The organism is Marinobacter sp. UBA2688 (assembly GCF_002352785.1).
Classification (GTDB): Bacteria; Pseudomonadota; Gammaproteobacteria; order Pseudomonadales; family Oleiphilaceae; genus Marinobacter; species Marinobacter salarius.
Genome location: NZ_DELU01000015.1, coordinates 1 through 24,065, shown reverse-complemented (window position 1 = coordinate 24,065; position 24,065 = coordinate 1). Strand labels below are relative to the sequence as shown.

Genomic DNA, 24,065 nt, shown 5'->3' with positions numbered 1-24,065 from the left:
AGTCCGTACCAGCCCGGCGACCTGCCGTCAGATACCGGGCAACTGCTTAAACTTCTATGCCATCCAGTTGAGCGATGGTGTGTATGTCCTTGTCACCGCGACCGGAGACGTTGATCACCACCATCTGGTCCTTATCCATCGTAGCGGCCAGCTTGATAGCGTAGGCCACCGCATGGGCGGTCTCAAGCGCGGGCATAATACCCTCCACCCGTGTCAGCTTCCGGAAGCCATCCAGAGCTTCATCATCGGTCACCGACACGTAGTGGGCCCGGCCAATGTCCTTGAGCCAGCTGTGCTCAGGCCCGACGCCCGGGTAATCAAGGCCGGCACTGACCGAATGGGTGCCCGCGATCTGGCCATTCTCGTCTTCCATCAGGTACGTCCGGTTACCGTGAAGCACACCCGGACGTCCCGCGCTCAGCGGCGCCGCATGTTTTCCGGTCTCAATACCCAGGCCACCGGCTTCCACACCGTACATCTCCACACTCTCGTCGGTCAGGAACGGATAGAACATGCCGATGGCGTTGGAACCACCACCGACACAGGCCACCAGCGCATCCGGCAGTTTACCCGCCTGGGCCAGGGACTGTTCGCGGGTTTCTCGCCCGATGACTGACTGGAAATCACGCACCAGCAGTGGATAAGGGTGAGGCCCGGCAACCGTACCAATGATGTAGAAGGTGTCGTCAACGTTCGCCACCCAGTCACGCATCGCGTCGTTCATGGCGTCCTTGAGTGTGCGCGTTCCGCTCTGAACGGAGTGAACCTCAGCGCCAAGCAGTTTCATCCGGTAAACGTTCAGAGACTGTCGCTTTACATCCTCGGCGCCCATGAACACGTGGCACTCAAGGCCCAGGCGCGCGCACACGGTCGCTGTAGCAACGCCATGCTGCCCGGCACCCGTTTCCGCAATGACCCGTTTTTTACCCAGGAAACTCGCGAGCAGTGCCTGACCGATGGTGTTATTTACCTTGTGCGCGCCCGTGTGGTTAAGATCTTCACGCTTCAGCCAGATTTGTGCACCACCGGTTTCCCGGCTCAGTCTTTCAGCAAAGTACAGCGGGCTGGGCCGGCCAACATAATGCGCCAGATCCCGATCAAACTCCGCCTGGAACTCCGGATCGTCCTTTAGTCTTTTGTACTCACGCTCCAGGGTCATCAGCGAATCAAACAGGGTTTCGGAGACAAATCTTCCGCCGTAAGCACCAAAGTGACCCCGTGCATCCGGAAGCGCCTTGAGCATTTCTTCAGTCAGTTTCATCGACACGGTGAACCTCGTTTATAAAATCAGTGATCTTTTCATCGTCTTTGATGCCTTTGCTGCTTTCCACACCACCACTGACATCGACGGCCCAGGGGCGCACCTGCGCAACAGCGCGGGATACATTATCAGAAGCCAGGCCGCCGGCCAATATGAGAGGCAATGGGCGCGTGGACGGTATCAATGACCAGTTAAAGGACTGTCCGGTACCGCCGTATTTCTTCGGGTCCCATGCGTCCACCAGCAGGCCGCTGGCGTTACGGTAATGCTCAAAGGCATGTTCGATATCATCAGTTTCGCGCACCCGCACGGCTTTGATCCAGCGAACACCGAAACTGTTGCAAAATTCCGGAGATTCATCGCCATGAAACTGGAGAAGCCCCAGCGGCACCTGTGACAGCACCTCCCGGACGTATGACGCTTCGGGGTTAACAAACAGCCCCGTTGCCGCTACAAAGGGAGGAACCGCATCCACCAGCTCCCTGGCGGCATCAGGTGTCACATACCTTGGGCTGGGCTCGTAGAATACAAAGCCCAGGGCATCCGCTCCGGCGTTGGCAGCGGCAATAACGTCCTGCTTTCGGGTGATACCACAGATCTTGACCCGGGTTCTCATAAGCCGTCTATCGCTGTTTTCGATGTATGTGAGTCGGGCTGCGTGGTCGATTTTCATCAGCCTCAAACCAGGGTGCGACGAACGCTGGCCCGCACTGAGCTGCCGGGATAGAGAACCCTTCCGGATACCCTACATCTACCAGATACAGTCCATGGGGCGGTGCTGTTACGCCTGCAACAGTCCGATCTCTGGCCTCAAGTATCTCACGAATCCAGGCCGGCCGCTGCTTCCCTGTACCCACCGACATTAGTGCACCGGCGATATTGCGAACCATATGATGCAGGAACGCATTTGCCTGCACATCTATTACGACGAAGTTCCCTTTTCGGGTTACCTCGATGGCTTCAAGAAACCGAATGGGTGACCTCGACTGGCAGCCAGCCGCACGAAATGAGGAGAAGTCGTGCTCACCGCAAAGAAACTGGGCAGCCTGATGCATCAGCGCTGCATCCAGGGGGCGAAACGTCCAGCTAACCTGGCCATGAAGGATGCCCGGCCTTACCGCATGGTTATAGATCACATAACGGTATCGGCGATACGTCGCGGAAAAACGGGCGTGGAAGTCATCCACCCCATTACCGGCCCAATGAACCGCAACATCCTGCGGCAATGAAGTGTTGATTCCCATAACCCAGGACCGGGGATTACGCACCGAGGGCGTCTCGAAATGGGCAATCTGGTAACTGGCGTGCACGCCCGCATCTGTGCGGCCCGCGCATACGAGTTCAACAGGATGGTCAGCAACCTTTGAAACTGCCTGGGTCAGTTCTCCCTGAACCGACCGCACGCCTGATTTCTGATATTGCCAGCCGTGGAAGCCCCGGCCATCGTATTCAAAGGCAAGCGCGACCCTCCCCGCCCCGATGGCGCCGTCAGTGGTCAGTGGTTGTGGCGTAACAAACAATGAAGTGTCCGGATTGGCAAGCTGATAATAAAAAACAAAACGCCGGCTTTAATCCGGGACGGGCCCGGTAACCGGCGTTTCGCATTCGCTGTACTGATTATATCGAATCAGGACAGATTTTTAAGGAGATCCTGCGCTTCCGCTTTCTGCTCCTCATTTCCTTCCAGAGCCACTTCCTCAAGGATATCCCTGGCTCCATCGACGTCGCCCATTTCCACGTAGGCTCTGGCAAGGTCAAGCTTGGTTGACGCTTCGTCGGTGCCTGTCAGGAAATCGAAGTCATCGTCGTCGCCAAGATCGGCTTCTTCGATGTCATCCGCGCTGGACGCAGTCTTTGAGGACGCGGGATCAGATGCCACGGGAGGCTCACCTGGCTCTTCCTCCCCGGACTCGGCAGCCGCGAGATCATCATCGCTAAGTTCTGGAAGATCTTCTTCCACTTCCTCGACGCCTGCAACGGTCTCTTCCGGATCTGCGGGCTCCTCACCCGTCAGGGTATCCTCAAGGCCGAGCTCTTCATCCAGAGGAGTAGAATCCTCCTGCTGATCGTTATTCGCATCTATACCGGCGGAATCGCCGGAATCGGCAAACTCTTCCATAAGCGCAAGGTCCTCGTCGGAAACGTCAAGCTCAAGGTCGTCAAGTTCGCTTTGTTCGTCGTCGGAAGACGTCTCATCTTCGCCGGCAACTTTATCCAGCTCAGCATCCAGTTCGTCCAGGAAGGATTCGTCCAGGGAATCCAGATCGCTTTCTTCCAGGTCGCCTTCTTCCAGGCTGTCAACTTCCGGCTCTTGACCTTCAGAGTCGTCAGCGCCGGCTGTTTCCAGATCGTCCTCATCAAGTTCCAGTGAGTCGAATTCATCCGAGTCGTCCGTTGTTTCGCTGGATTCCTGTTCATCCTCCGCGAAATCGAGGCTCAGATCATCGTCTTCCTCGGATGTTTTCGGCTCCTCGGCTGAATCGTCCTCTAGTGAAAAGTCGAAGGCGTCGTCAGCCAGATCATCGGATTTTTCTGTGGTCGCCTCTTCTTTACCACTCGAGGTATCGATACCAGAGAGGTCATACTCGATCAGATCATCCGGGCCCGGTTCCTTTTCGGATTCCTCGGCGTAGGTGTCGTCAGTTTCGTCCAGATCGGAAAAATCCGTCTCCAGGCTACTAAACTCATCTTCAGCCTCATCTTCCGATGTGCTGTCCAAAGCCGGCTCATCAAATACGGTATCCTCGTCACGTGAGCTGGTGTCGAAAGAATCCGATCTCAGCTGAGATTCCAGATCGTCAATGCTAGGCATTGACTCAGCCTCTTCGAGGCGAGCGCGCATTTCGTGAGCTTCGGCGATAGCCTGTTCGTCGTCCAGGGTCTCAACCTCACCGAGCTGCTTCTCAAAGGATTGTCTGTCCTGGGTATCCGCGTACACCCCAAGCAGTTTCAAGCGCAGATCTGTACGACTGGGTTCACGGGAAATTGCGGTTTCCAGAGACTGTGCCGCCTGATCCATGCGCCCATACGCAATGTAGGCGTCGGCTTCCGCCAGAGGGTCACTCTCCGGTGCATCTGCACCGTCTTCGTCATCCAGGGTGAGATCGAAGGTATCGGTCTCCGCGTCGGTTTCACTATTCAGCTGGTCGTAAAACGCTTTTTCACGATTGGCATTGCGCCGCGCCAGCAACAGCAGAAGCAACAACAGAACAACCAGACCACCGCCAAGCGCTATCTGATACATCGGGTTGTTGGTAATCGCGCTGATGATGTTATCCGGAAAGCCCTTGTCAGACTCCGCCGGTGATGTTGACACTTCGCTGGCAGGCTGCTCGGATGCCGGTGATGCTACATCGGCTTCCTGCTGACCGGCCTCTTCCTCAGGCGCGGTACCGGCACCCATCTCATCGGACGCAACGTCGGCCTCTGGCATATCGGCATCATCACCCATCGCCGGTGCGTCAGCACCTTCTTCGGCGCCCGCTGCGGTGGTTTCATCCATGTCGGTTGCCGCAGGATCAGCCGCATCTTCGTCGGTGGCCATACCGTCCGCGGCATCCATGTCTTCTGCGGCCATATCAGTAGCGTCGCCATCGGGGGACGTTTCCATCTCCTCTTCAGCGACTTGCTCAGACAATGTCTCCGCCTGAGGTGCATCTGCGGGTTGGCCGCTGTCACCTTGAGCCTGCTGCATTTCGGCAAGCTGTGTATTCTTCAGTTCCAGCAGACGCTGAAGGGTTTCCACCTGATTTTGAAGATCATCAACCCGACCACCCAGCTCTTCATTTTCTCGCCGGGCGCTTTCGAGCTCTTCCATGGCGACGGCGGAGCCGGCGTCTACACCACCGGCGGTATCACCGTCACCGCCGGCAGAACCGCCCTCTTCGGCATCACGAGTGCTGCTGTCTTCACTTGCAAGCAATCGAAGCTCATCACCGCCAGTCTGTTCACCACCCGCTTGCCCTGAAGCAACTTCGGTATCTGTGGCATCCACCGTGCGCTGCGGCGTCGAGAACGCTTCGTTCTGTGCGGCCACCTGTCGATTAGCCTCGGTACGGGAACGACTGCGAATCTGTTCCATATCCGGCACCCGCAGCACTTCACCACGCTTGAGCCGGTTGATATTGCCCGCAATAAACGCGTCAGGGTTCAGGTCCTGGAGCGCAAGCATGACCTGTTGCATGGACACACTGCTGTCGGGGCGAACACTCTCAGCAATATTCCAGAGGGTATCAGAAGGCCCGGTGGGCCCGAGAGTCCTCGCACGCTGAGTGGTTGTGCGCCGGGGCTCCTGGGATGTCGATCTGGCCTGCTGTTGACGGGCTGGCTCGGAAACCTGGCGAGTGGTTGGAGCGGCAACCTCTTCCCGCACACCGGACTCCTCCGCATACACCGGGGGGTCAACCAGAACCGCGTATTCCCGCATCAGCCGCCCATTGGGCCAGGTCACTTCAAGCAGGAAATTGAGGTAGGGTTCCCGTAATGGCTCACGGGACGACACGTTCACCACCAGACTGCCATCGCTGGCTGTGGTGACGCTGAAATCAAGTTTGGTAAGGAAATAGTTCCGGTCGATACCAACCCGTTCATAAGCCGAATCGGGAGCGATGTTTACAAATACATCACCAGGGTCGACGCCCTCGCTTTTACGCAGACTGATATCCGCGTCCAGAGGCTCATTCAGATAGGACTGTAATTCAATCTCACCCAGACCCAGGGCCTGTGCGACGCCAGAACCAAGCCCTCCCGCCAGAGCCAGAGCAACCGCAAGCTTGCGTACCTTCATGCTTTTTCCTTACCAGTCTCCGTTATTCGTTACTGTTTTCACAAACAGAATCGGACGAGGTTGGATGACTTCCGTCTTGATTACTATCGTTATTATGTAAAGTTTTTAATATTCAGCCCGGCAAGTATTGTTGATAAAACCTCTTTTATCAATCAATCAGCCGCAGTCCTTGCACCATTTTTTCATAAATGGTCGGGAACATATTGTTACCGAACGATGATCCGGTGCCCCCGAATAGCCAAAGTCTAGCCCACAAGAACCCAAACATGTACAAAACGCTTCCGAAAATAACAGGGGCGGAGGCGTATTTCAGCCTCCGCCCCCAGCCGGTTCTCTGAAACCGGACACAGTTGGCATAATATTGCCCGCTGCGGGACTGCGTTACTGCTCCTGCAGTATGCGAAGCATCCGCCTGAGCGGTTCCGCCGCACCCCACAGCAACTGATCACCAACCGTGAACGCTGAGATGTACTCAGGCCCCATGGTCAGCTTGCGGATACGGCCAATGGGAACATTCAACGTACCCGTAACCTTCGCCGGGGTGAGCTCCCGAAGGGTGGCATCCCGCTCATTGGGAATCACCTTCACCCAGTCGTTGGCTTTGGCCAGGATGGACTCAATCTCGGAAACCGGAAGGTCCTTCTTCAATTTGATGGTCAAGGCCTGACTGTGGGAACGCATGGCACCGATGCGAACGCAGATGCCGTCGATCGGAATCGGATTGCTGCTGCGACCAAGAATCTTGTTGGTCTCGACGCCCGCTTTCCATTCTTCCTTGCTCATGCCGTTATCAAGCTGCTTGTCGATAAACGGAATCAGGCTGCCTGCCAGAGGCACTTCAAAGTGCTCGGTGGGAAAGCCGTCCGAACGCATGGTTTCGGTTACCTTGCGATCGATATCGAGGATAGCCGAGGATGGATCCGCCAGCTCGCCACTCACGCTGCCCTTCAGCTCGCCCATCTGGTTGAGCAGTTCCCGCATGTTCTGGGCACCGGAACCAGACGCCGCCTGATAGGTCATAGGCGATACCCATTCAATCAGGTCCTGCTCCAGCAGCCCGCCAAGCGCCAGCATCATCAGGCTGACAGTACAGTTCCCACCAACGTAGTCCTTCACGCCCTTCGCCAGGGCATCGTCAATCACGTTGCGGTTGACCGGATCAAGAACGATGACGGAATGATCGACCATCCGCAGCGTGGAAGCGGCGTCAATCCAGTACCCCTGCCATCCGGCATCACGGAGTTTCTGGTACACGGCACCGGTGTAATCCCCGCCCTGGCAGGTAACCACCACATCCAGCGTTTTCAGGGTATCGATATCGAAGGCATCCTGCAGCGCAGGCACACCCTCTTTGCCTACGTCCGGTGCCGGCTTTCCGGCCTGGGAAGTGGTAAAGAAGATCGGTTCGATATCTGCAAAATCGTTTTCTTCGCGCATGCGCTGCATGAGGACAGAGCCCACCATACCGCGCCAGCCAATAAGTCCAACTCGCTTCATGTGCGACCTTTGAACCTCGTTTTATGCCCGCCCTCTACCTGTATCGCTGGCAGGGACAGGATGGATGATCCCGCGACAACCGCATCGCGTTGTCGTCGGGTCTCAAAACTTGCCGGCCTCAGAGTGCCGCCAGAACGGCATCGCCCATCTCTCGGGTCGATACCTTCCGGCCCTCAGAAGACATGATATCCGCTGTCCTCAGGCCCTGATCCAGCACTTTGCTGACCGCCGCCTCTATCGCCTCGGCGGCTTTCTCCTCGCCAAGACTGTACCGCAACATCATTGCGCCACTGAGGATCGTAGCCAGCGGGTTGGCTATGCCCTTGCCTGCAATATCGGGTGCAGACCCGTGACAGGGCTCGTACATACCCTGCTTCTCAGAGTTCAGAGACGCAGAGGGCAACATCCCGATCGACCCCGTCAGCATAGCCGCTTCGTCAGAAAGAATATCACCAAACATGTTGCCAGTCACAATCACATCAAACTGTTTGGGTGCCCTGACCAGCTGCATGGCGGCGTTATCCACGTACATATGGGAGAGCTCGACATCCGGGTACTCCCGGCGCAGATCTTCCATGATTTCCCGCCATAAAACAGTCACTTCCAGCACATTCGCCTTGTCGACAGAGCAGAGCTTCTTGCCACGCTGCTGGGCCGCTTCAAAGGCGACACGGCCAATACGACGAATTTCCGATTCCGTATAGGCGTACGTGTTGTAGCCCTGACGCTCCCCACTTTCCAGTTCGCGGACGCCCCGTGGCTGGCCAAAATAGATGCCGCCGGTTAACTCCCTAACAATCATGATATCAAGGCCGGAGACCACCTCTGGCTTCAGTGAGGATGCAGAAGCAAGCTGGGGATACAGAATGGCCGGGCGCAGATTGGCGAACAACTCAAGGTTGGAGCGCAGCCCAAGCAGTCCTTTTTCAGGACGACTGGCCATCGGGCGTTTGTCCCACTTGGGGCCGCCCACGGCGCCCAGCAGGATTGCGTCCGCCTTACGCGCCTTGTCCAGGGTATCCTCCGGAAGTGGCGTATCCGTTTCGTCGATGGCGGCACCGCCAACCAGGGCGGACTCGAAGTGCAGCTCCAGACCGAATTGCTCGTTTATCTTACGCAGAACCTTTTCCGCTTCGGCAACAATTTCCGGGCCAATGCCATCGCCAGGAAGCATCAGGATAGAACGGGACATAGTGATTCCTTGAAGGTCGATTCGTTGTGGTAATTCAGGGCGGATCAGCGACCGGCATCAAATAACCAGGGTGCCGTTTCGCGCCTCGACGCTTCGTAGGCCTTTATGACCTCCGCGTCTTCAAGCGTAACACCGATATCGTCCAGGCCGTTCAGCAGGCAATGTCGACGAAAATCATCAACTTCAAAGTTGAACGATTCGCCGGACGGCGTGGTAACGGTTTTGGCTTCGAGATCTATCGCCAACTGATAGCCCTCTTCCGCCTCGGTTTCATGAAACAGCCGATCTACAATTTCTTCATCTAAAACAATTGGCAACAAGCCATTCTTAAAGCAGTTGTTATAGAAAATGTCGGCGAAACTGGGCGCAATGATAACGTGGAACCCAAAATCCTCAAGCGCCCAGGGGGCGTGCTCGCGGCTGGAGCCACAACCAAAGTTGCGCCGCGCCAGGAGCACGCTGGCATTTTTGTAGCGATCCTGATTAAGCATGAAATCAGGATTGATGGGCCGCTGTGAGCAGTCCTGGTCCGGCTTGCCTTCATCAAGGTAACGCAGTTCGTCAAACAGGTTCGGCCCGAAGCCGGTACGTTTGATGGATTTCAGAAACTGCTTGGGAATGATCATGTCCGTATCCACATTGGACCGGTCCATGGGGGCAACAATGCCCTGGTGTTGCTTTAAGGCTCGCATGGTGTCTCTCCTGTGGATCAGTTCATCATCTCGCGGACATCAACGAAGTGGCCGTTGATCGCCGCCGCCGCTGCCATGGCCGGGCTAACCAGATGGGTACGCCCGCCGAAGCCCTGGCGGCCCTCGAAGTTACGATTGGAAGTGGAGGCGCAATGCTCTCCCTGCCCCAATTTGTCGGCGTTCATGGCCAGACACATGGAGCAGCCCGGATCACGCCACTCAAGACCGGCTTCAATAAATATCTTGTCCAGCCCTTCCTGTTCCGCCTGAACTTTCACCAGACCGGAACCAGGCACCACCATCGCCTGCTTGAGTGATGACGACACCTTCCGCCCCTTCACGACCGCCGCTGCTTCACGAAGATCCTCTATACGGCTGTTGGTACAGGAGCCAATAAACACACGATCCAGCTTGATCTCGGTAATCGGCATGTTCGGCCTCAAGCCCATGTACTTCAAGGCACGGACAATTCCCTCGCGCTTGATGGGATCGGCTTCCGCTTCCGGGTCCGGCACATTACCGCCAACGCCTGCGACCATCTCGGGAGACGTCCCCCAGCTCACCTGCGGCATAATTTCGGAACCGTCGAGCTCAACAACCTTGTCGAACACTGCATCGTCATCGCTGTGCAACGTCTTCCAGTATTCAATGGCTTGCTCGCGCATCTCGCCCTTGGGGGCAAATGGGCGACCCTTGACATAATCAATGGTGGTCTGGTCGACCGCGACCATGCCCACCCGCGCACCGGCCTCGATGGACATGTTGCAGATGGTCATTCGGGCTTCCATCGAGAGGCCACGAATCGCCTCGCCGCCAAACTCAATGGCACAGCCCGTACCGCCAGCAGTGCCAATCTTACCGATGATGGCGAGGACAACGTCTTTTCCGGTCACCCCGGGCCCAAGCTTGCCATTCACCTTCACCAGCATGTTTTTCATTTTCTGCTGAACCAGGCACTGGGTGGCGAGCACATGTTCCACCTCTGACGTGCCGATACCATGAGCCAGGCAGCCGAATGCACCGTGGGTGGAGGTATGGGAATCGCCACAAACAATGCTCATGCCAGGCAGTGTCGCGCCCTGCTCTGGCCCGATCACATGCACGATGCCCTGGCGTTGGTCCTTGATCTTGAATTCCAGGATGCCGAACTCGTCGCAGTTCTTGTCCAGGGTTTCCACCTGAATCCGGGATACCGGGTCAACAATGCCTTCAATGCCTCTGGCGCGGTCGGTGGTGGGTACGTTGTGGTCCGGCGTCGCCAGGTTGGCATCCAGCCGCCAGGGCTTACGCCCGGCCAGCCGCAGGCCTTCAAAGGCCTGCGGCGAGGTGACTTCGTGCAGCAGATGCCGGTCGATGTAGATCAACGCGGAGCCGTCATCCCGCTGTTTAACGAGATGGTCGTCCCACAATTTGTCGTATAAGGTCTTGCCCGCCATGGTTCTCTCTCACTCTCTGGGGGTTTCTGTTTTTTCAGTATGGTTCTATTTTAACGCCTAGCCTTGAATAACCTCAATTCATGTTTTTTATGTTGCGCATTCCCATCTGGCATATTAGGATTTGGTGGGACCTCCACCAAAAGCTGCAGTTACGGATTCAACCACAATGGATGCAAATTCCCTGAAAGCGTTCCTCACCATCGTCGACCAGGAGTCGTTCTCCGAGGCGGCAGAACTGCTACACCTAACGCAGCCCGCAATCAGCAAGCGGCTGGCTGCTTTGGAGAACCAACTGGGAACGAAGCTGATCGACCGGAGCAATAGACAGGTCCGATTGACGGACGCAGGGGCACGCCTTCTACCCCATGCCCGGCGAATTCTGGATGAAGTGCACAATGCCCGACAGGCGCTGTCAGATCGTGAGGGATCGGTTTCAGGACAGCTGTCGGTGATTGCCAGCCACCACATCGGACTGCATCATCTCCCTGCCTGGTTACGGCGGCTGAACCGGGATTATCCGGAGGTGTCTCTGGAACTGCAGTTCATGGATTCTGAAAGCGCCTTCGGGCAGATGCGTAAACGTACAGCAGAGCTCGCGTTCGTGACCCTGAGCGAGAGCATGGACCAGGTATTCGATGTGCACGTGCGCTGGGAAGATGCCATGGCATTCGTGGTGTCGCCGGAACATCCACTGGCCTCGCTGGACAACCCGGGGCTCGGGGATCTGTCCCGGTATGACGCCCTGCTCCCCGAAGCTGGCACCGCCACCTACCGATCCATCAGCCGACTGTTTCTCGATGCGAGCCTGCCCCTGAAAATCCAGATGCCCACCAACTACCTGGAAACCATCAAGATGATGGCCAGCGTCGGGCTTGGGTGGAGCGTTTTGCCGGTGAGCATGGTCGACGACTCACTTACGGTGCTTTCTGTGCCCCACTCCGTAAGCCGCATTCTCGGCGGTGTGGGACTGAAGGGCCGATCGCTGAGCCCCCAGGCACAGGCACTGCTGGATATCGCAGCAGATCTTCAATAAAACCCGCTAAACACCACAGCAACACCAATCAATGCTCGGGCGGCGGCCTCAGGCCCCGCCAAGTGATGACAATGGCAATGGCCATGGCCGCCGCCCCGCCCCAGAACGCGGCGGAGGTACTGAACCCGTCCACCAGAAAGCCCGACAACCAGGCGCCCAGTGCGCCACCGGCACCAAAGGTCAGCCCACTGTAGAGCGCCTGCCCCTGGCCGTGATGATGCTGCCCGAAGAAACCCTGAATATACTGCACCGAAATAGCGTGCAGGGCGCCGTAAGAGGCCGCATGCAGCAACTGCGCGAAAATCAGCACCGCCACCACATCCGTCACTTCCGCGATCAACACCCAGCGAATCATCGTCAGCGCCAGTGCCGCAATCGCAATCTGCCGCACGGTGAAATTGCGGGTCAGCCGATGCATCACCAGGAACAACCCAATCTCCGCCAGCACCCCTAGCGACCACAACAACCCAATCGCCAACTTACCGTACCCGTGCTGCTCCAGGTGAATACTGAAAAACGTGTAGTACGCCCCGTGGGATACCTGCAGCAGAAAGTTCATCAAAAAGAACGTCACCACCGCCGGGTGGGTCACAATCGCCTTCAAACTGCCCTTGGGCGCCGGTGGCTTACGTTCTCCCCGCTCCGACGGCACCAGAAACGCCGACACCGCAATCCCCGCAAACACCGGCAACAACAGCCACGGCAACAGAGTGATCGGGATAAGTTCAAGAATCCCTCCCACCAGCGCCACCGCGCCAATAAACCCTACCGACCCCCATAACCGCACCTTGCCGTATTTCTCACGTTGCGTTCCCAGCGACCGCAACGTGATCACTTCATAAAGCGGCAAAATCGCATTCCAGAAAAACGTAAACGCCAGCATGACCAGCAACAGCCCATAAAACCCCGGCTCCATGAACACACCAGCAAAAAACAGCGACCCCGTAATGGCACCAAACCGAACCAACCGCACCCGCTGCCCAGTCCGATCTCCGAGCCATCCCCACACACTGGGCGCCACAATCTTGGTCAATTGAATCGTCGCCATCAGCGTGGCGATCTCAAGGTAGGAAAAGCCCCGGCCTTCCAGATACAGGGACCAATACGGCAGCAAACCGCCGAGGAGAGCGAAAAACCAGAAGTAGAGGTTTGAAAGGCGCCAGTAGATAGGAATGCTCCAATGAGATATCACAGAAGACCGACCGCCACAGAAAGCAGGGCCTCTCAAAACCGTGGAGGGCCAGGGATGGCCCGACCGAGCCTACATGGACGTACTTGCGGCGAGTTTTGAGAGGCCCTGCTTGCTGTGGTGTGCACCGTACTATCAGTCGAGTTGATACGATCTGATAAATGTCGGATTACGGCTTCGCCTAATCCGACTTACCGGTGTATGCGGCTGGGGTCAGAGTTGGCCTATGTTCGGGGTAGAGACCGAGACATCCCCATTCTGACCACGATGACGCAGATAATGATCCATCAACACAATGGCCATCATCGCCTCCGCAATCGGCGTCGCACGAATGCCCACACAGGGATCATGCCGCCCCGTGGTAATCACCTCCACGGGATCACCGTGAACATCAATACTCCGCCCCGGCAACCGCAAACTGGACGTCGGTTTCAACGCAATACTGGCCAGGATCGGCTGCCCCGACGAAATTCCGCCCAGAACACCACCGGCATGGTTCGACAGGAACCCTTCAGGGGTTAACTCATCCCGGTGCTCCGTGCCTTTCTGGTCAACACACCCAAAGCCCGCTCCAATCTCAACACCCTTCACCGCGTTAATGCTCATCAACGCATGAGCCAGGTCCGCGTCCAGCCGGTCGAAAATCGGCTCACCCAGGCCGGGAGGAACGCCCTCAGCGACCACATTGATACGCGCACCGATGGAATTGCCCTCTTTGCGCAGGGCATCCATATAGGCTTCCATCTCCGGCACCTTATCGGCATCCGGGCAGAAAAACGGATTCTGGTGAACCTGATCCCAATCGATCTTCTCAATGCGGATCGGTCCCAACTGGGAGAGATAACCCCGGATCGTGATACCAAGGCGCTGCTCCAGAAATTTCCGTGCAACGGCACCGGCGGCGACCCGCATCGCTGTCTCGCGTGCAGAAGACCGACCTCCACCCCGATAATCCCGAACACCGTACTTGTGCATGTAGGTATAGTCGGCGTGGGCAGGACGGAACTGCTCCGCGATCTTCGAATAATCCTTTGAGCGCTGATCGGTATTCTCGATCACCAACCCAATGGGGGTGCCAGTGGTCTTACCCTCGAACACCCCCGAGAGGATCTTCACTTCGTCCGCTTCCCGGCGCTGGGTGGTATGACGCGAAGTGCCGGGCTTGCGGCGGTCCAGATCCCGCTGCATATCAGCCTCGGACAGCTCAAGCCCCGGAGGGCAACCATCAATTATGCATCCGAGCGCAGCCCCGTGGCTCTCACCAAAGCTGGTCACCGTAAACAATTTTCCGAAGCTATTTCCCGACATGATTCAGTATCTTATCCAGGGTATTTAATGTAAGTCTTCAGCAGTCAACAGAAACACACCGTCGCCGCCATTCTCAAATTCCAGCCAGGTAAAGGGCATATCCGGATAGGCTTCCTGCAACGCCACCCAGCTATTCCCGACCTCAACAATCAAGAGGCCACCCGGGTTCAGGTAATCGGCCGCCCTCGCGAGTATCCGATGAGCGATGTCCAGCCCATCTCCCCCGGCAGCAAGGCCAAGTTCCGGTTCGTGGCCATACTCCGCCGGCATATCCGCAATATCGTCAGCGTCCACATAGGGAGGGTTGCTGAGGATGACATCGTATCGACCTTCAAGCCCATCGAACACATCGGACCGTACGGTGCTTACCCGGTCACCGACCTCGTGATAGTCGATGTTGACTGCGGCCACGTCGAGGGCGTCGGTAGAGATATCCGCAAGGTCCACCTCGGCATCCTCGAATACACTCGCAGCTGCAATGCCAATACAGCCACTGCCAGTGCACAAGTCCAGGATCCTGCCCACGGGTTTGTTACCCAACCAGGGTTGCAACCCGCCTTGAATCAGCTCTCCCAACGGTGAACGCGGCACCAGCACGCGTTCATCCACATGAAATGGCAGCCCCATAAACCAGGCTTCACCCAACAGATAAGCCAAGGGGACCCTGTCGTCAATACGGCGTTGCATGCGATCAAGGATCAACGCTCGTTCTTCCCGGGTCAGCCGGGCATCCAGGAACAGTGTATTGTTTTCCAGAGGCAAATGGAGGCTACGCATAACCAGTTGCACAGACTCATCCCACACGTTGTCCGTGCCGTGGCCAAAATAAAGCGGCGAATCGGCAAAGCGAGAAGAAACGTACCTCAGGTAGTCTCTGACGGTATGCAGGTCATCAATGGGGTTACTCACGCACGCTCGTCCTGTTCGGAAATGATCAAGGCGCTGAATTATACGCTCTTTCCGGCACAGGCTGCAGCCCACCGCCGCAATTGCGGTTTCAGGGTCATATCGCCATCGGGCCAGAGCTGTTCTGGTTCTCTTCGTACCGGTCCAACGCGGCGGCCATACGTTCCCGTCCAAGCTGAATCAATTCGGGCGCCTTGTGGTAGTCATAGCTGCGGCTGGCGTTCTTGGGAATGTTCACCAGCAAATCGGGTGGATACCCAGCGATCTTGTATTGTACCAAGGCGCTTTGCATGGTTTCGACGGTCAGGTTCATGACATCGAACTTACCAATACCCAGCTTATCCCAGTCAATAGTCTCGTGATCATCCTGATGTTTCTTCGGTTCCGATTTTATCGCGGGCGTCTTTTTATTGTGCTCGTTCTTCGCCACCGCCTTGCTGATTTTCTCTTCCGGTGAAGCCGACGAACCACCCTCTTTCTTGGTACTGAAGGTCTTCAGGGCATCCCAGTCAAACCAGCGGGAGGCCTTATCACGGATTTTTTCGACCCATTCCTCGGTATCATCGTCGTCAGGGTTTGCAAACGCCGCATCCGGCAATCGCCGCCCGCGGTCATCTTCGCCACTGAGGTTTACGGCCACAATCATATCGGCATGGGAGGAAATGGTCGGAATGATCGGCAGTGGATTGAGCAAGGCGCCGTCCACCAGCACGCGGCCATTCAACACCAGAGGCGTCACCACACTGGGTATGGCAACCGACGCCCGGATGGCCTGATCCAGCGGCCCTTCCTGAAACCAGATTTCCTTATGGGCAAGGAGATCCGTCGCCACAGCCGTATAGGCGATCGGAAGGTCTTCAATTCGGGTATTTCCAATCATTTCCCGCACCACGGAGAATATCTTTTCTCCACGAATGGCGCCGACGGAGCTAAAAGTCACATCCAGCAGTTTCAGCACATCGAACTGGCCCAGGCCAGTTACCCAGTCCTTGTAATCCTTCATCTTGCCGGCTGCAAACACGCCCCCGATCAAGGCTCCCATGGAACAGCCGGAAATGGCGACAATGTCGTAGCCTCTTTCCACCAGTATCTCGATCGCACCTATATGGGCATAGCCCCTGGCCCCGCCACTGCCAAGAGTCAGCGCTACGGTCTTGCCCTTGCCGGGAGCCGTCGGCCGGGGATCGCCTTTCTCGGACGCCGACTGAGCAGCGGATATTCCGGTGCTCGTGACAATCTGGGAGATATCGTCTGCCGGCTTCTGATCTTCGTCCTGAAGCTCTGTCCCGGATGGCCTGTTCATTCCCTTCACCTCGTAATCACCATCACTTCAACCCGGTCACCTTGCCGATCGGGATTTGGTATCACAACCGTGGGGCCAACCGTAATGATCATCTGGCGGCTTTCGGAAACGCCACTTTTGGCCAACACCTGGGAAAGTGACTGCGCTGCAGCCTCTGCCCGCTCCATAGACGCTTCCAGGGTTTCATTATCCTTGAGCTGGGAATAGGCCGTCAGTACTACCCGGGCTTCAGCGTCGCCGGCCCAGTCATTGATGATGCGCCGGTCGGCACCGCTCCACTCAAAGCGGTAGGTGATGCCACCCTGCCAGGGCACAATCACCGGCCCCTTGATTCTGGCGCTTTCGTTGCCCATTCCCGGAATATCAGTTCCCTGAGGCGCGACCAAATGTTCAACCCAGACAAACTGGCGCTGGTTGGCGCGGGTAACCGTATACACCAGCGTCAGCCACGGCTGGCCATTCTCATCGACCGAACCGGCAACAAGATAGTCCTGATTGTTGTCCCGCCCATAGAGACTGGATTGATCAAAAATCTGGTTGGCCCACACGTTACTGCGCCCGCAATTCCTTCCGGAACATTCAAACAGTATCTGGGCGCCACGGGCCTGCAGTTCCCTTAGATAGTGATCGCGAGCCTCTTCCCGGTTGGCACCGCCCTGGACTTCATATAACTGCCCGACGCCCTTGACCGGGAGCCGGGCCATGGACGCGGAGCGGATCTCGTTGTTCACCTCACGAACCGGGCTGAACAACACCAGGTGCCCCGGCGACTTGATGCTGATTTCCTGATCAAGGCGCGCCTCCGGAAACGGTTCCGGCGGTGGCATTTGCGCCGACACCATGGTCGAAAACCCCATGAACATGGCGGCGACCCACACTACTGACTGCGACAAGCGCTTATTCTGCATCGTCTAAAAAGCCTCTGACTGCATCAATGACGGGTTCAACATTCCCGTCCAGGTGGCAATGGTGGCCTCCGGGCACGGCCACCACATCCAGGTTCGCGATCGCATCCAAACGTGAATCAAGTTCCGGGCGACTGGCCAGGAGCCCCTGCGTCGCACGCAGGAAACGTGTTGGCGTGACTACTTTCTTCAGGCAAGCGGTCACTTGCGCTTCGTCCATCATTATCATCGATGGATGGCGCAAACGCGGATCGGTTTGCCACACGAAACCATCACCGGAAGACTTCATGCTCCGCGTTACCAGCATTCTCGCGGCTTCTGGCGACAGGGGGATCATGCCACCCTCCCGAGCCTTGGCTGCCAACTCTATGTCAGGGTATACGACCGCTTTCCCTGAACCCGTCATTCGTTTGATGATCGACTTGCGCATCTGATCGATCACCTCATCCGGTTTACGACTGATCGGTCCAATGCTGTCGATCATGACCAACCGACGCACCCGTTCCGGAAACGCCGCCGCGTAGAGCACGCTGACAATCCCGCCGAGTGAATGACCCACCAGATCAATCTGCCCTTTCGGCGAGTCTTTGAAATGGGTCTCAACCAGTTCTGCCAGGTCCGCCACATAATCCATCAACTGGTACCCCTGGCCTTCAGGCCGGTGCCCGGAACGCCCGTGCCCAGCCATATCGAGGGAGTACACATCGCGATTTCCCGCCAACGCCGGGGCCAATCTGGCGAATGACAGGGCGTTATCCAGCCAGCCGTGGATCATCAGCACCGGCCAGGTTTCAGAGGCCGTGGCAGCGGGCCAGTGCAGGCCTGCCAGGTCGATGTGTTTAAGAGACCAGTTGATTTCCCGACACGTCATTGTTGTATCAGGTGGGGTTTCCAGAATGGTGTCGTTCATTGAAGCGCTTACATAGTGTGGGTGGGTCGATCCGAGCTCAATGAACCCGCCAGGTAGGACTCGATTTTGGTACGCGCGGTTTCGTCTTCACCATCGAACTGCACACCAATGCCCGCTGCACGGTTGCCCTGGGCACCCTTCGGGGTAATCCAGATCACCTTGCCCGCCACGGGGATTTTTTCCGGCTCATCCATCAGGTTGAGCAACAGGAACACTTCATCGCCCAATTGATACTGTTTTTGCGTGGGAATAAACAACCCGCCCTGCCGGATATAAGGCATGTAGGCGGCGTAGAGTACCGCCTTGTCCTTGATGGTCAGCGTGAGAATGCCACTGCGTGCGCCAAAACCAGGCCCCATAGTAAACACCTTTCTCTGTATTGATAGCTCTGTATTGATAGCTCTGTATTGATAGCTCTGTATCGAAAGCAACCGGATTGGTAGCAGCCGAAGTCAATAAACTCCTGATATTCCGCAATCATAGCAGTAGTTGTTAATCACTGCCCTATCCTGCCGCGCCATTGGTCACTCCGTTTATCCCGCAGCTGGCCTGCGGCGCGGCATGAGTTTCTGCCATGCGATCAGCAATCGGCCCGCTTCCAACTCAGGGTTCACGTTGTAAACGCCGGCAGACCTGGACTCGTGGATCGCATCCAGGAGTTCATGGGCCCGCCAGGAAGGATTGTTTCTGGCAAGGAACGTTAACATGTCCGCCGCTTCCGCATCCCGGGGCTGCCCCCCGGCACTGATGCGGGCCAGGTCACCAGCCCAGCCTTCAAATAGCCATAGAGCACTTTCAAGCCCCATTGCCTTGAACGGCTTTGCAGCCTCGGAAAGAGTGAGCTGACCCTTCATGAAATGGCGGAAGTTGTCCAACGCCTCATCCCGCAGGCTAATAAACTCTCCGGTAGCATATTCCAGGGCCAGCCGCGGCGCATTGGCTGCCAGTACCAGCGCCTTGGCGCATTGCTCCGGCGTTGGTCTGTTGTCGCCATCCATCGCTTTGACCGCCGTCGCCAGCCAGCCAGCAGCCTGATCTCTGTCCGGCGTAGCAATCAGCAAACTCTGGCAGCGGGAACGGATCGTCGGCAATACCGGCCTGCCACTCTCCTGCAGCAGCAGAAGCACCACATCTTCGGCGGGTTCTTCCAGGGTTTTCAGCAACGCGTTGGCGGAATTGATGTTCAACTGGTCCGCCCGATCAATAATGGCCACCTTGCGGGAGGCCACCTGGGGAGAGCCGACCGCGAATGCGGACAACGCACGAATCTGATCAATCTTGATCATCCGTGATTTTTCCGGTGCGTAAATTCGGATATCCGGATGGGTGCCCGCGGCAACCAGCTCGCACTGCTTACAGATGCCACAAGGGGACCCTGCGTCCATATCCGCCTTTTCACAGACCAGCAACCCGGCCAGCGCGTTGGCAAACAGACGCTTTCCCACGCCGTTCTCGCCCGTCACCATCAGGGCATGGGGCATCCTGTTGCCGGCGATGCGTTGGAGCAGTCGGCTCCAGGCGTCTTCAAGCCATGCCATGGTTGCTATGGATGCGTTCACGTATTCACCCCTTTGATGAACTGGTTGACGGTCGATCCGCCTGTCGTTTCATCGTGGCCAGCAATCGCTTCATTTTCGCCAGTTCGCCATGATGACCGGTTTCGGAACCCCGGCCATAGTAATGTTTGTTGATCAATCGGGCAAAAGCCGTTGCTGTGCCGGCCGCCGCGGGTTTTGCCCGGGCAAGCCTTGAGGCCAGTTGGGAGGGTGTTTCACCGTGACGTACAGGCACTCCCGAACGGTCACACAACCGATACCAGCGGCTGACGAGACGACCAAGCGGGTCCCGGCTTTCCACGCGACGGTACTGCCAGGCGGTAACCAAACCCGCCAGTAACAGCGCCATACCGACAATGCCCGCGGTAATATAGCCAAGCTCCCGCATTCCTATCCCTCCAGGCAAACGCGACATCAGGTCCATCTGTGACTGCCCCTGATATCCGACAACCCAGCGCTGCCAGTGGTAATTAATCTTATCGAGCTGCAGGGAAGCCCACTGCAGCATCGCCAAATCGCCGTAGCGCTGTGGCGATGTCCAATCGTTCTCAAGGAACGAGCCTTCCTCAGCCACCGCCTCCCGTAGACCAAACTCAATACGCTCGGGAGCAATGGCAGCTGTCGGGTCCACCCGCACCCAACCCTGGCCGGGGAACCACGCTTCCACCCAGGCATGGGCATCGTACTGCCGCACAATCAGATATTCGTCATCTGCGCCGGGTGACCCACCCTGATATCCGACCACCACTCGGGCCGGAATACCCGCTGCGCGCAACACAAACGTGGTAGCCCCGGCGTAGTGGGCACAGAAACCCCGCTTTTCATCGAATAACAGGCTGTCGATGCCATCCACGGGCATAGCGGGTGGGCGCAGGGTGTAGAAATAGGCCTGCTCCCGGAAACGGGTCAGAAGCTGCTGCACCACTGCCTGAGGGTTGTCGTGTTGGCCAGCCAGTTGTTGCCCGAACGCCCTTGCCCTCGGGTTGCCGCTTTGTGGTAACTGTAGATAACGCTGAAGGTTATCGGGCTCCGCACTGGCATCCTCCGTTGTTTGGTTCCCGACCAACTCCATCCGGTAACGGACCGCGCTGTCAGCCGGCCGGTCAAACCGGAACAGATTCTCATCCGTTTGCTTTACATTATTGGAGACCGCCCTGGAGTTCTCCAGAGCAAAGGCCCAGGTCTGGTCCGTGGGTTCCAATAACACCTCGTACTGGTTGGGCCCGAGCGGCCCTACGCCACCATCAACGTCAACACGGCCAAGCCGGCGAAACGGCTTTCCAAGGCCCTGTTGCCAAGTGTCTCCGTCAAGGCGATCCAGGATAAGCCCGCGCCAATATCGGTCCCGGTAGGCCGGTAACTCACCGCCAAAGGTGACGCGAAAGGCTCGCTCACTGCTCTGGGCGAGACTCGAGATATCACCGGGAGTCATGGTGTCGCTGATTCCAGTTCGGGCTTCGCCGGAAACCAGCGGCACACTCCAGAGCGGCGACATGCGCGGGAAGAACACGAACAGGAGCACTACAATCGGCAAGGTCTTAACCAGCATCAGCCCCAAGCGCCGCCATCCCTTCTTCATGGCACCGGGAATTTCCGGCGCATTCACCACCTGCAGGCCGATTAACAATAAGGCAACGCCCGCAATGTTAATGACACTCCAGTGAATCTCCTGATGAAACAGAAAGTTGACTGTCGCCAGGTACACCAGGATAAAAAACAGCACATAGAAATCCCGGGTGGATCGGGTCTCAAGCCATTTAAGCCCCACCGCCAGCACAAAAAACGACGCCGCAGTATCAACGGTGAAACGCCCCTGCACAGTTGCGATATAAACGGCCACCAGTACCAGCATGATCCCGGTACGCATCCACCTTCCCGGTAACCTGACCTGCCCGGATTGCGCCAGCCACCGCCAGCCAGCAAGTACAGCGCAACTGGCCACCAGCCAGATCGGCAATCGGTCCCACTGGGGAATCAGTAACAACCCAAAGCCTGCGATCAGCCATATCAACGCGCGGCCCGATACCAATTCCGCAGCCTGTAAGGAGCGTGAACTCGGCGAATTACTCAGGAACCTGCGAATCATGCCCGTCCCTCCCCGAAACCAGACGACGCAGAGGTCCGATTCCCAACCTCTTCGGAGCGGGTACCATGGGGCAGAGGACCACCTTCCCTTGGTTGTTCAAGGCCAAAGATGGCCAGCGCCTTAAGGCACCGGTTGGCGTGAGCAGCACCGGTGTCAGGTTCAATCACCTGCCCCGGCAGATTCAACCCGAAACGGCTGTTCTTGCGGGCCCGTTCCATCACCTGATGAGCCAGGTAACCCAGGCGCAGCTCACGGTCCACGCCCCTGAAAGCGTCGTAATCAAGCCAGTGGGGGCTGCCCTGTTCACCTTCCCAATCGGTAATCACCATCTCACCGGTACGGGCGTATCGTTTCCACTGAACCCTCTGGCTCAGATCCCCCTCCCGCCAGGGCCGAATGTCGGCATGGTCATTCCCATCCGTCGAGCGGGCCTTCGATTGCTCCTCTCCGTCCTGAACCGTGCTGGTCACATCCGGGGCGGCCAGAGGGTTTGGATAGACAATGCCGGACGTGACCGGCCGCAGCCAGGACCAGGCCTTGAAAAGGCCAAAAGGAAAGCGGGTTTCCACGCGGATACGTTCCGGCTGCAGGTAGCCACGTTGATAGGACGGTATCGCCAGGGTCATATCCTCCTGCTGCCCGGCTGGCACGTGCTGGTTTTCGAGTTGACTGTCATCGCAGAACAGGGATATCGCCAGCGAATCATGACGGGGCGACACAGCCCTTAAACGGAAGGGTATCGTATCGCCGGCAAAGCCATCACCGGCCTGTATGAGTGTCAGTTCCAGCCCCGACAGGTTGCGGTGGGTCTGGTGCATGGCCGCAACAACTACTGCGCCCAACAGAAATGTGAGCATGTATATCAGGCTGTTCTGGTAGTTAATTCCGGTAATCAGCATGATCAACAGTAAACCGGCAAACACCACCCCGGCACCCGTGGGCAGGATAAAAACATTGCGCTGTCCGAATATTCGCTGATCGGCTCGCGGAATCCGCTGGTTGACCCAGCGCTGCCATCGCGAACGAAATGCCTTCAACATAAGAGTCCTGTTACAAAAACTGGATGGTTACGCCTGTTATATAAACACGTTTGCGCGGTTTTACAGAAGAATACTGACAATAGTCCGATTCTGATCACAAACACCACAAAATCGCCTTGAAATCCGAATCTCTGAGAAGAATACTGCAACCAAGGAGCATACTGACTGCAGTTTAGTGTCGGAAGCGCCTCCATTTCGCGTTTGGACACGGCAAGAGGCTACGCCATGAACCGCCGAACACCCTTGTACATCGCTCTGGCTGGTACGGCCAGCCTGGCTGTTTCGTTTAGCTCCCCGCTGATGGCCGGGGTGCAGACCCTGACCTCTGACGAAATGGTTGAAACCTACGTGAAGGATTCCGCCGTCATCGTGGTGCCTAAAGAACGGCAGAAAACCGACGCGGACCGGCAGCAGATTATCCGCTCCCTGACCATTTCTCCGGGTGAGCCGGTGCTAACGGAAGCGGAAGAGGAAGCCTATCGCGAAGCCCTTGAACGCTTCGAACGGGAAGGCAAGAAAGGTGCCCTTGAGAGCGCGGAAGAGGAGTTCCTCCGGCGCGCTCTGCTGCTGCCCCAGGAAGAACTCGCCCGGGTGCAGCCCCCAGCGGAGTTCACCCCAACCATTCCGCCCATTATTTTCGGACAGCAGGCCCAAATACCCGACGAGCCATTCAGCCAGACCTTTCTGAACGATCAACTGGGCGTTGGGTTTGACGGCCAGAACCTGAACTTCACCATTGGCAACCCGCCGGGTATTGATACGATCCAGGTGCCCCATGGCATTAACGAAGGCCCGATCACATTAACACCCCGTCCTGGCGGTGGGTTTGATCTGTCTATAGCGGTGCCGGATCGCTAAGACTATCTCTACAGGTCCGAAACATAAAAAGCGGTGACTCCTTGCGAGTCACCGCTTTTTTTTTACCAGTACTTTTTTGACCGGATCGAGTAGGAGGGGGAGTCACC

The 24,065-nt window shown here is 57.1% G+C and carries 20 protein-coding genes; 2 read left to right on the top strand and 18 right to left on the bottom strand.

Features of this window, described 5'->3' with window-relative positions:
• Window positions 1–46: 46 nt before the first annotated feature.
• The 8 genes from trpB to leuC all read right to left on the bottom strand — a co-directional run bounded on the left by trpB (window position 47) and on the right by leuC (window position 10,864).
• Window positions 47–1,255, bottom strand: coding sequence for a tryptophan synthase subunit beta (trpB, locus tag B3M52_RS08430; protein WP_197061310.1), 1,209 nt, complete (start codon window positions 1,253–1,255; stop codon window positions 47–49).
• Entirely contained in the window at window positions 1,248–1,877 is a 630-nt protein-coding gene (locus B3M52_RS08425) for a phosphoribosylanthranilate isomerase (RefSeq protein WP_252971506.1), read from the bottom strand. The genes trpB and B3M52_RS08425 overlap by 8 nt, the downstream gene beginning before the upstream one ends.
• A gap of 7 nt (window positions 1,878–1,884) precedes the next feature.
• Complete coding sequence (gene truA, locus B3M52_RS08420; RefSeq protein ID WP_085680544.1) at window positions 1,885–2,781, bottom strand: tRNA pseudouridine(38-40) synthase TruA; 897 nt, start codon at window positions 2,779–2,781, stop codon at window positions 1,885–1,887.
• 107 nt (window positions 2,782–2,888) lie between these two features.
• Window positions 2,889–6,047 (bottom strand): FimV/HubP family polar landmark protein, encoded by a 3,159-nt coding sequence (locus tag B3M52_RS08415; protein WP_286749398.1) that lies wholly within the window; start codon window positions 6,045–6,047, stop codon window positions 2,889–2,891.
• Between the two features lie 381 nt (window positions 6,048–6,428).
• A complete protein-coding gene (asd, locus tag B3M52_RS08410) occupies window positions 6,429–7,544 on the bottom strand; it encodes an aspartate-semialdehyde dehydrogenase (protein WP_091643863.1) in 1,116 nt (371 codons plus the stop codon).
• Window positions 7,545–7,662: 118 nt separating this feature from the next.
• Entirely contained in the window at window positions 7,663–8,736 is a 1,074-nt protein-coding gene (leuB, locus tag B3M52_RS08405; protein WP_036205484.1) for a 3-isopropylmalate dehydrogenase, read from the bottom strand.
• Window positions 8,737–8,780: 44 nt separating this feature from the next.
• Window positions 8,781–9,428 (bottom strand): 3-isopropylmalate dehydratase small subunit, encoded by a 648-nt coding sequence (leuD, locus tag B3M52_RS08400; protein WP_036205483.1) that lies wholly within the window; start codon window positions 9,426–9,428, stop codon window positions 8,781–8,783.
• 17 nt (window positions 9,429–9,445) lie between these two features.
• Window positions 9,446–10,864, bottom strand: coding sequence for a 3-isopropylmalate dehydratase large subunit (leuC, locus tag B3M52_RS08395; protein WP_041333288.1), 1,419 nt, complete (start codon window positions 10,862–10,864; stop codon window positions 9,446–9,448).
• 166 nt (window positions 10,865–11,030) lie between these two features.
• Here leuC and B3M52_RS08390 point away from each other — a divergent pair, with 166 nt between their 5' ends.
• Entirely contained in the window at window positions 11,031–11,897 is an 867-nt protein-coding gene (locus B3M52_RS08390) for a LysR family transcriptional regulator (protein ID WP_091643860.1), read from the top strand.
• A gap of 28 nt (window positions 11,898–11,925) precedes the next feature.
• Here B3M52_RS08390 and B3M52_RS08385 read toward each other — a convergent pair whose 3' ends face one another.
• The 10 genes from B3M52_RS08385 to B3M52_RS08340 form a co-directional block, all read right to left on the bottom strand.
• Entirely contained in the window at window positions 11,926–13,089 is a 1,164-nt protein-coding gene (locus B3M52_RS08385; RefSeq protein WP_227517736.1) for an MFS transporter, read from the bottom strand.
• Window positions 13,090–13,299: 210 nt separating this feature from the next.
• On the bottom strand, window positions 13,300–14,394 hold the full coding sequence (gene aroC / locus B3M52_RS08380) for a chorismate synthase (protein WP_036205479.1): 1,095 nt from the start codon (window positions 14,392–14,394) through the stop codon (window positions 13,300–13,302).
• 24 nt (window positions 14,395–14,418) lie between these two features.
• Complete coding sequence (gene prmB / locus B3M52_RS08375; protein WP_036205478.1) at window positions 14,419–15,303, bottom strand: 50S ribosomal protein L3 N(5)-glutamine methyltransferase; 885 nt, start codon at window positions 15,301–15,303, stop codon at window positions 14,419–14,421.
• Between the two features lie 94 nt (window positions 15,304–15,397).
• Window positions 15,398–16,603 (bottom strand): patatin-like phospholipase family protein, encoded by a 1,206-nt coding sequence (locus B3M52_RS08370; protein WP_036205477.1) that lies wholly within the window; start codon window positions 16,601–16,603, stop codon window positions 15,398–15,400.
• A 5-nt stretch (window positions 16,604–16,608) separates the two neighbouring features.
• Window positions 16,609–17,511, bottom strand: a complete 903-nt coding sequence (locus B3M52_RS08365) for a DUF4892 domain-containing protein (RefSeq protein ID WP_226909922.1) — start codon at window positions 17,509–17,511, stop codon at window positions 16,609–16,611.
• Window positions 17,501–18,418, bottom strand: coding sequence for an alpha/beta fold hydrolase (locus B3M52_RS08360; protein ID WP_075195244.1), 918 nt, complete (start codon window positions 18,416–18,418; stop codon window positions 17,501–17,503). Before B3M52_RS08360 ends, B3M52_RS08365 begins: the two co-directional genes overlap by 11 nt.
• An 8-nt stretch (window positions 18,419–18,426) precedes the next feature.
• On the bottom strand, window positions 18,427–18,777 hold the full coding sequence (locus B3M52_RS08355) for a PilZ domain-containing protein (protein WP_007152597.1): 351 nt from the start codon (window positions 18,775–18,777) through the stop codon (window positions 18,427–18,429).
• Between the two features lie 174 nt (window positions 18,778–18,951).
• Window positions 18,952–19,956, bottom strand: coding sequence for a DNA polymerase III subunit delta' (gene holB / locus B3M52_RS08350; RefSeq protein ID WP_036205475.1), 1,005 nt, complete (start codon window positions 19,954–19,956; stop codon window positions 18,952–18,954).
• A gap of 25 nt (window positions 19,957–19,981) precedes the next feature.
• Entirely contained in the window at window positions 19,982–22,060 is a 2,079-nt protein-coding gene (locus B3M52_RS08345) for a transglutaminaseTgpA domain-containing protein (RefSeq protein WP_085680534.1), read from the bottom strand.
• Window positions 22,057–23,100 carry a DUF58 domain-containing protein gene (locus B3M52_RS08340; protein WP_136633249.1) on the bottom strand — a complete coding sequence of 348 codons (1,044 nt, stop codon included), beginning with the start codon at window positions 23,098–23,100 and terminating at the stop codon, window positions 22,057–22,059. The genes B3M52_RS08345 and B3M52_RS08340 overlap by 4 nt, the downstream gene beginning before the upstream one ends.
• Window positions 23,101–23,325: 225 nt before the next feature.
• Between B3M52_RS08340 and B3M52_RS08335 the strand changes: the two genes are divergently transcribed.
• Complete coding sequence (locus tag B3M52_RS08335; RefSeq protein WP_036205472.1) at window positions 23,326–23,958, top strand: hypothetical protein; 633 nt, start codon at window positions 23,326–23,328, stop codon at window positions 23,956–23,958.
• The last annotated feature ends 107 nt before the right edge of the window (window positions 23,959–24,065 follow it).

What these genes read in the sequence shown, in the direction of transcription:
- B3M52_RS08425 (WP_252971506.1), bottom strand. Translation starts at nt 1,877, where the DNA reads ATGAGAACCCGGGTCAAGATCTGTGGTATCACCCGAAAGCAGGACGTT.
- B3M52_RS08415 (WP_286749398.1), bottom strand. Translation starts at nt 6,047, where the DNA reads ATGAAGGTACGCAAGCTTGCGGTTGCTCTGGCTCTGGCGGGAGGGCTT.
- asd (WP_091643863.1), bottom strand. Translation starts at nt 7,544, where the DNA reads ATGAAGCGAGTTGGACTTATTGGCTGGCGCGGTATGGTGGGCTCTGTC.
- leuB (WP_036205484.1), bottom strand. Translation starts at nt 8,736, where the DNA reads ATGTCCCGTTCTATCCTGATGCTTCCTGGCGATGGCATTGGCCCGGAA.
- leuD (WP_036205483.1), bottom strand. Translation starts at nt 9,428, where the DNA reads ATGCGAGCCTTAAAGCAACACCAGGGCATTGTTGCCCCCATGGACCGG.
- leuC (WP_041333288.1), bottom strand. Translation starts at nt 10,864, where the DNA reads ATGGCGGGCAAGACCTTATACGACAAATTGTGGGACGACCATCTCGTT.
- B3M52_RS08390 (WP_091643860.1), top strand. Translation starts at nt 11,031, where the DNA reads ATGGATGCAAATTCCCTGAAAGCGTTCCTCACCATCGTCGACCAGGAG.
- aroC (WP_036205479.1), bottom strand. Translation starts at nt 14,394, where the DNA reads ATGTCGGGAAATAGCTTCGGAAAATTGTTTACGGTGACCAGCTTTGGT.
- B3M52_RS08370 (WP_036205477.1), bottom strand. Translation starts at nt 16,603, where the DNA reads ATGAACAGGCCATCCGGGACAGAGCTTCAGGACGAAGATCAGAAGCCG.
- B3M52_RS08365 (WP_226909922.1), bottom strand. Translation starts at nt 17,511, where the DNA reads ATGCAGAATAAGCGCTTGTCGCAGTCAGTAGTGTGGGTCGCCGCCATG.
- B3M52_RS08360 (WP_075195244.1), bottom strand. Translation starts at nt 18,418, where the DNA reads ATGAACGACACCATTCTGGAAACCCCACCTGATACAACAATGACGTGT.
- B3M52_RS08355 (WP_007152597.1), bottom strand. Translation starts at nt 18,777, where the DNA reads ATGGGGCCTGGTTTTGGCGCACGCAGTGGCATTCTCACGCTGACCATC.
- holB (WP_036205475.1), bottom strand. Translation starts at nt 19,956, where the DNA reads ATGGCATGGCTTGAAGACGCCTGGAGCCGACTGCTCCAACGCATCGCC.
- B3M52_RS08345 (WP_085680534.1), bottom strand. Translation starts at nt 22,060, where the DNA reads ATGATTCGCAGGTTCCTGAGTAATTCGCCGAGTTCACGCTCCTTACAG.
- B3M52_RS08340 (WP_136633249.1), bottom strand. Translation starts at nt 23,100, where the DNA reads ATGTTGAAGGCATTTCGTTCGCGATGGCAGCGCTGGGTCAACCAGCGG.
- B3M52_RS08335 (WP_036205472.1), top strand. Translation starts at nt 23,326, where the DNA reads ATGAACCGCCGAACACCCTTGTACATCGCTCTGGCTGGTACGGCCAGC.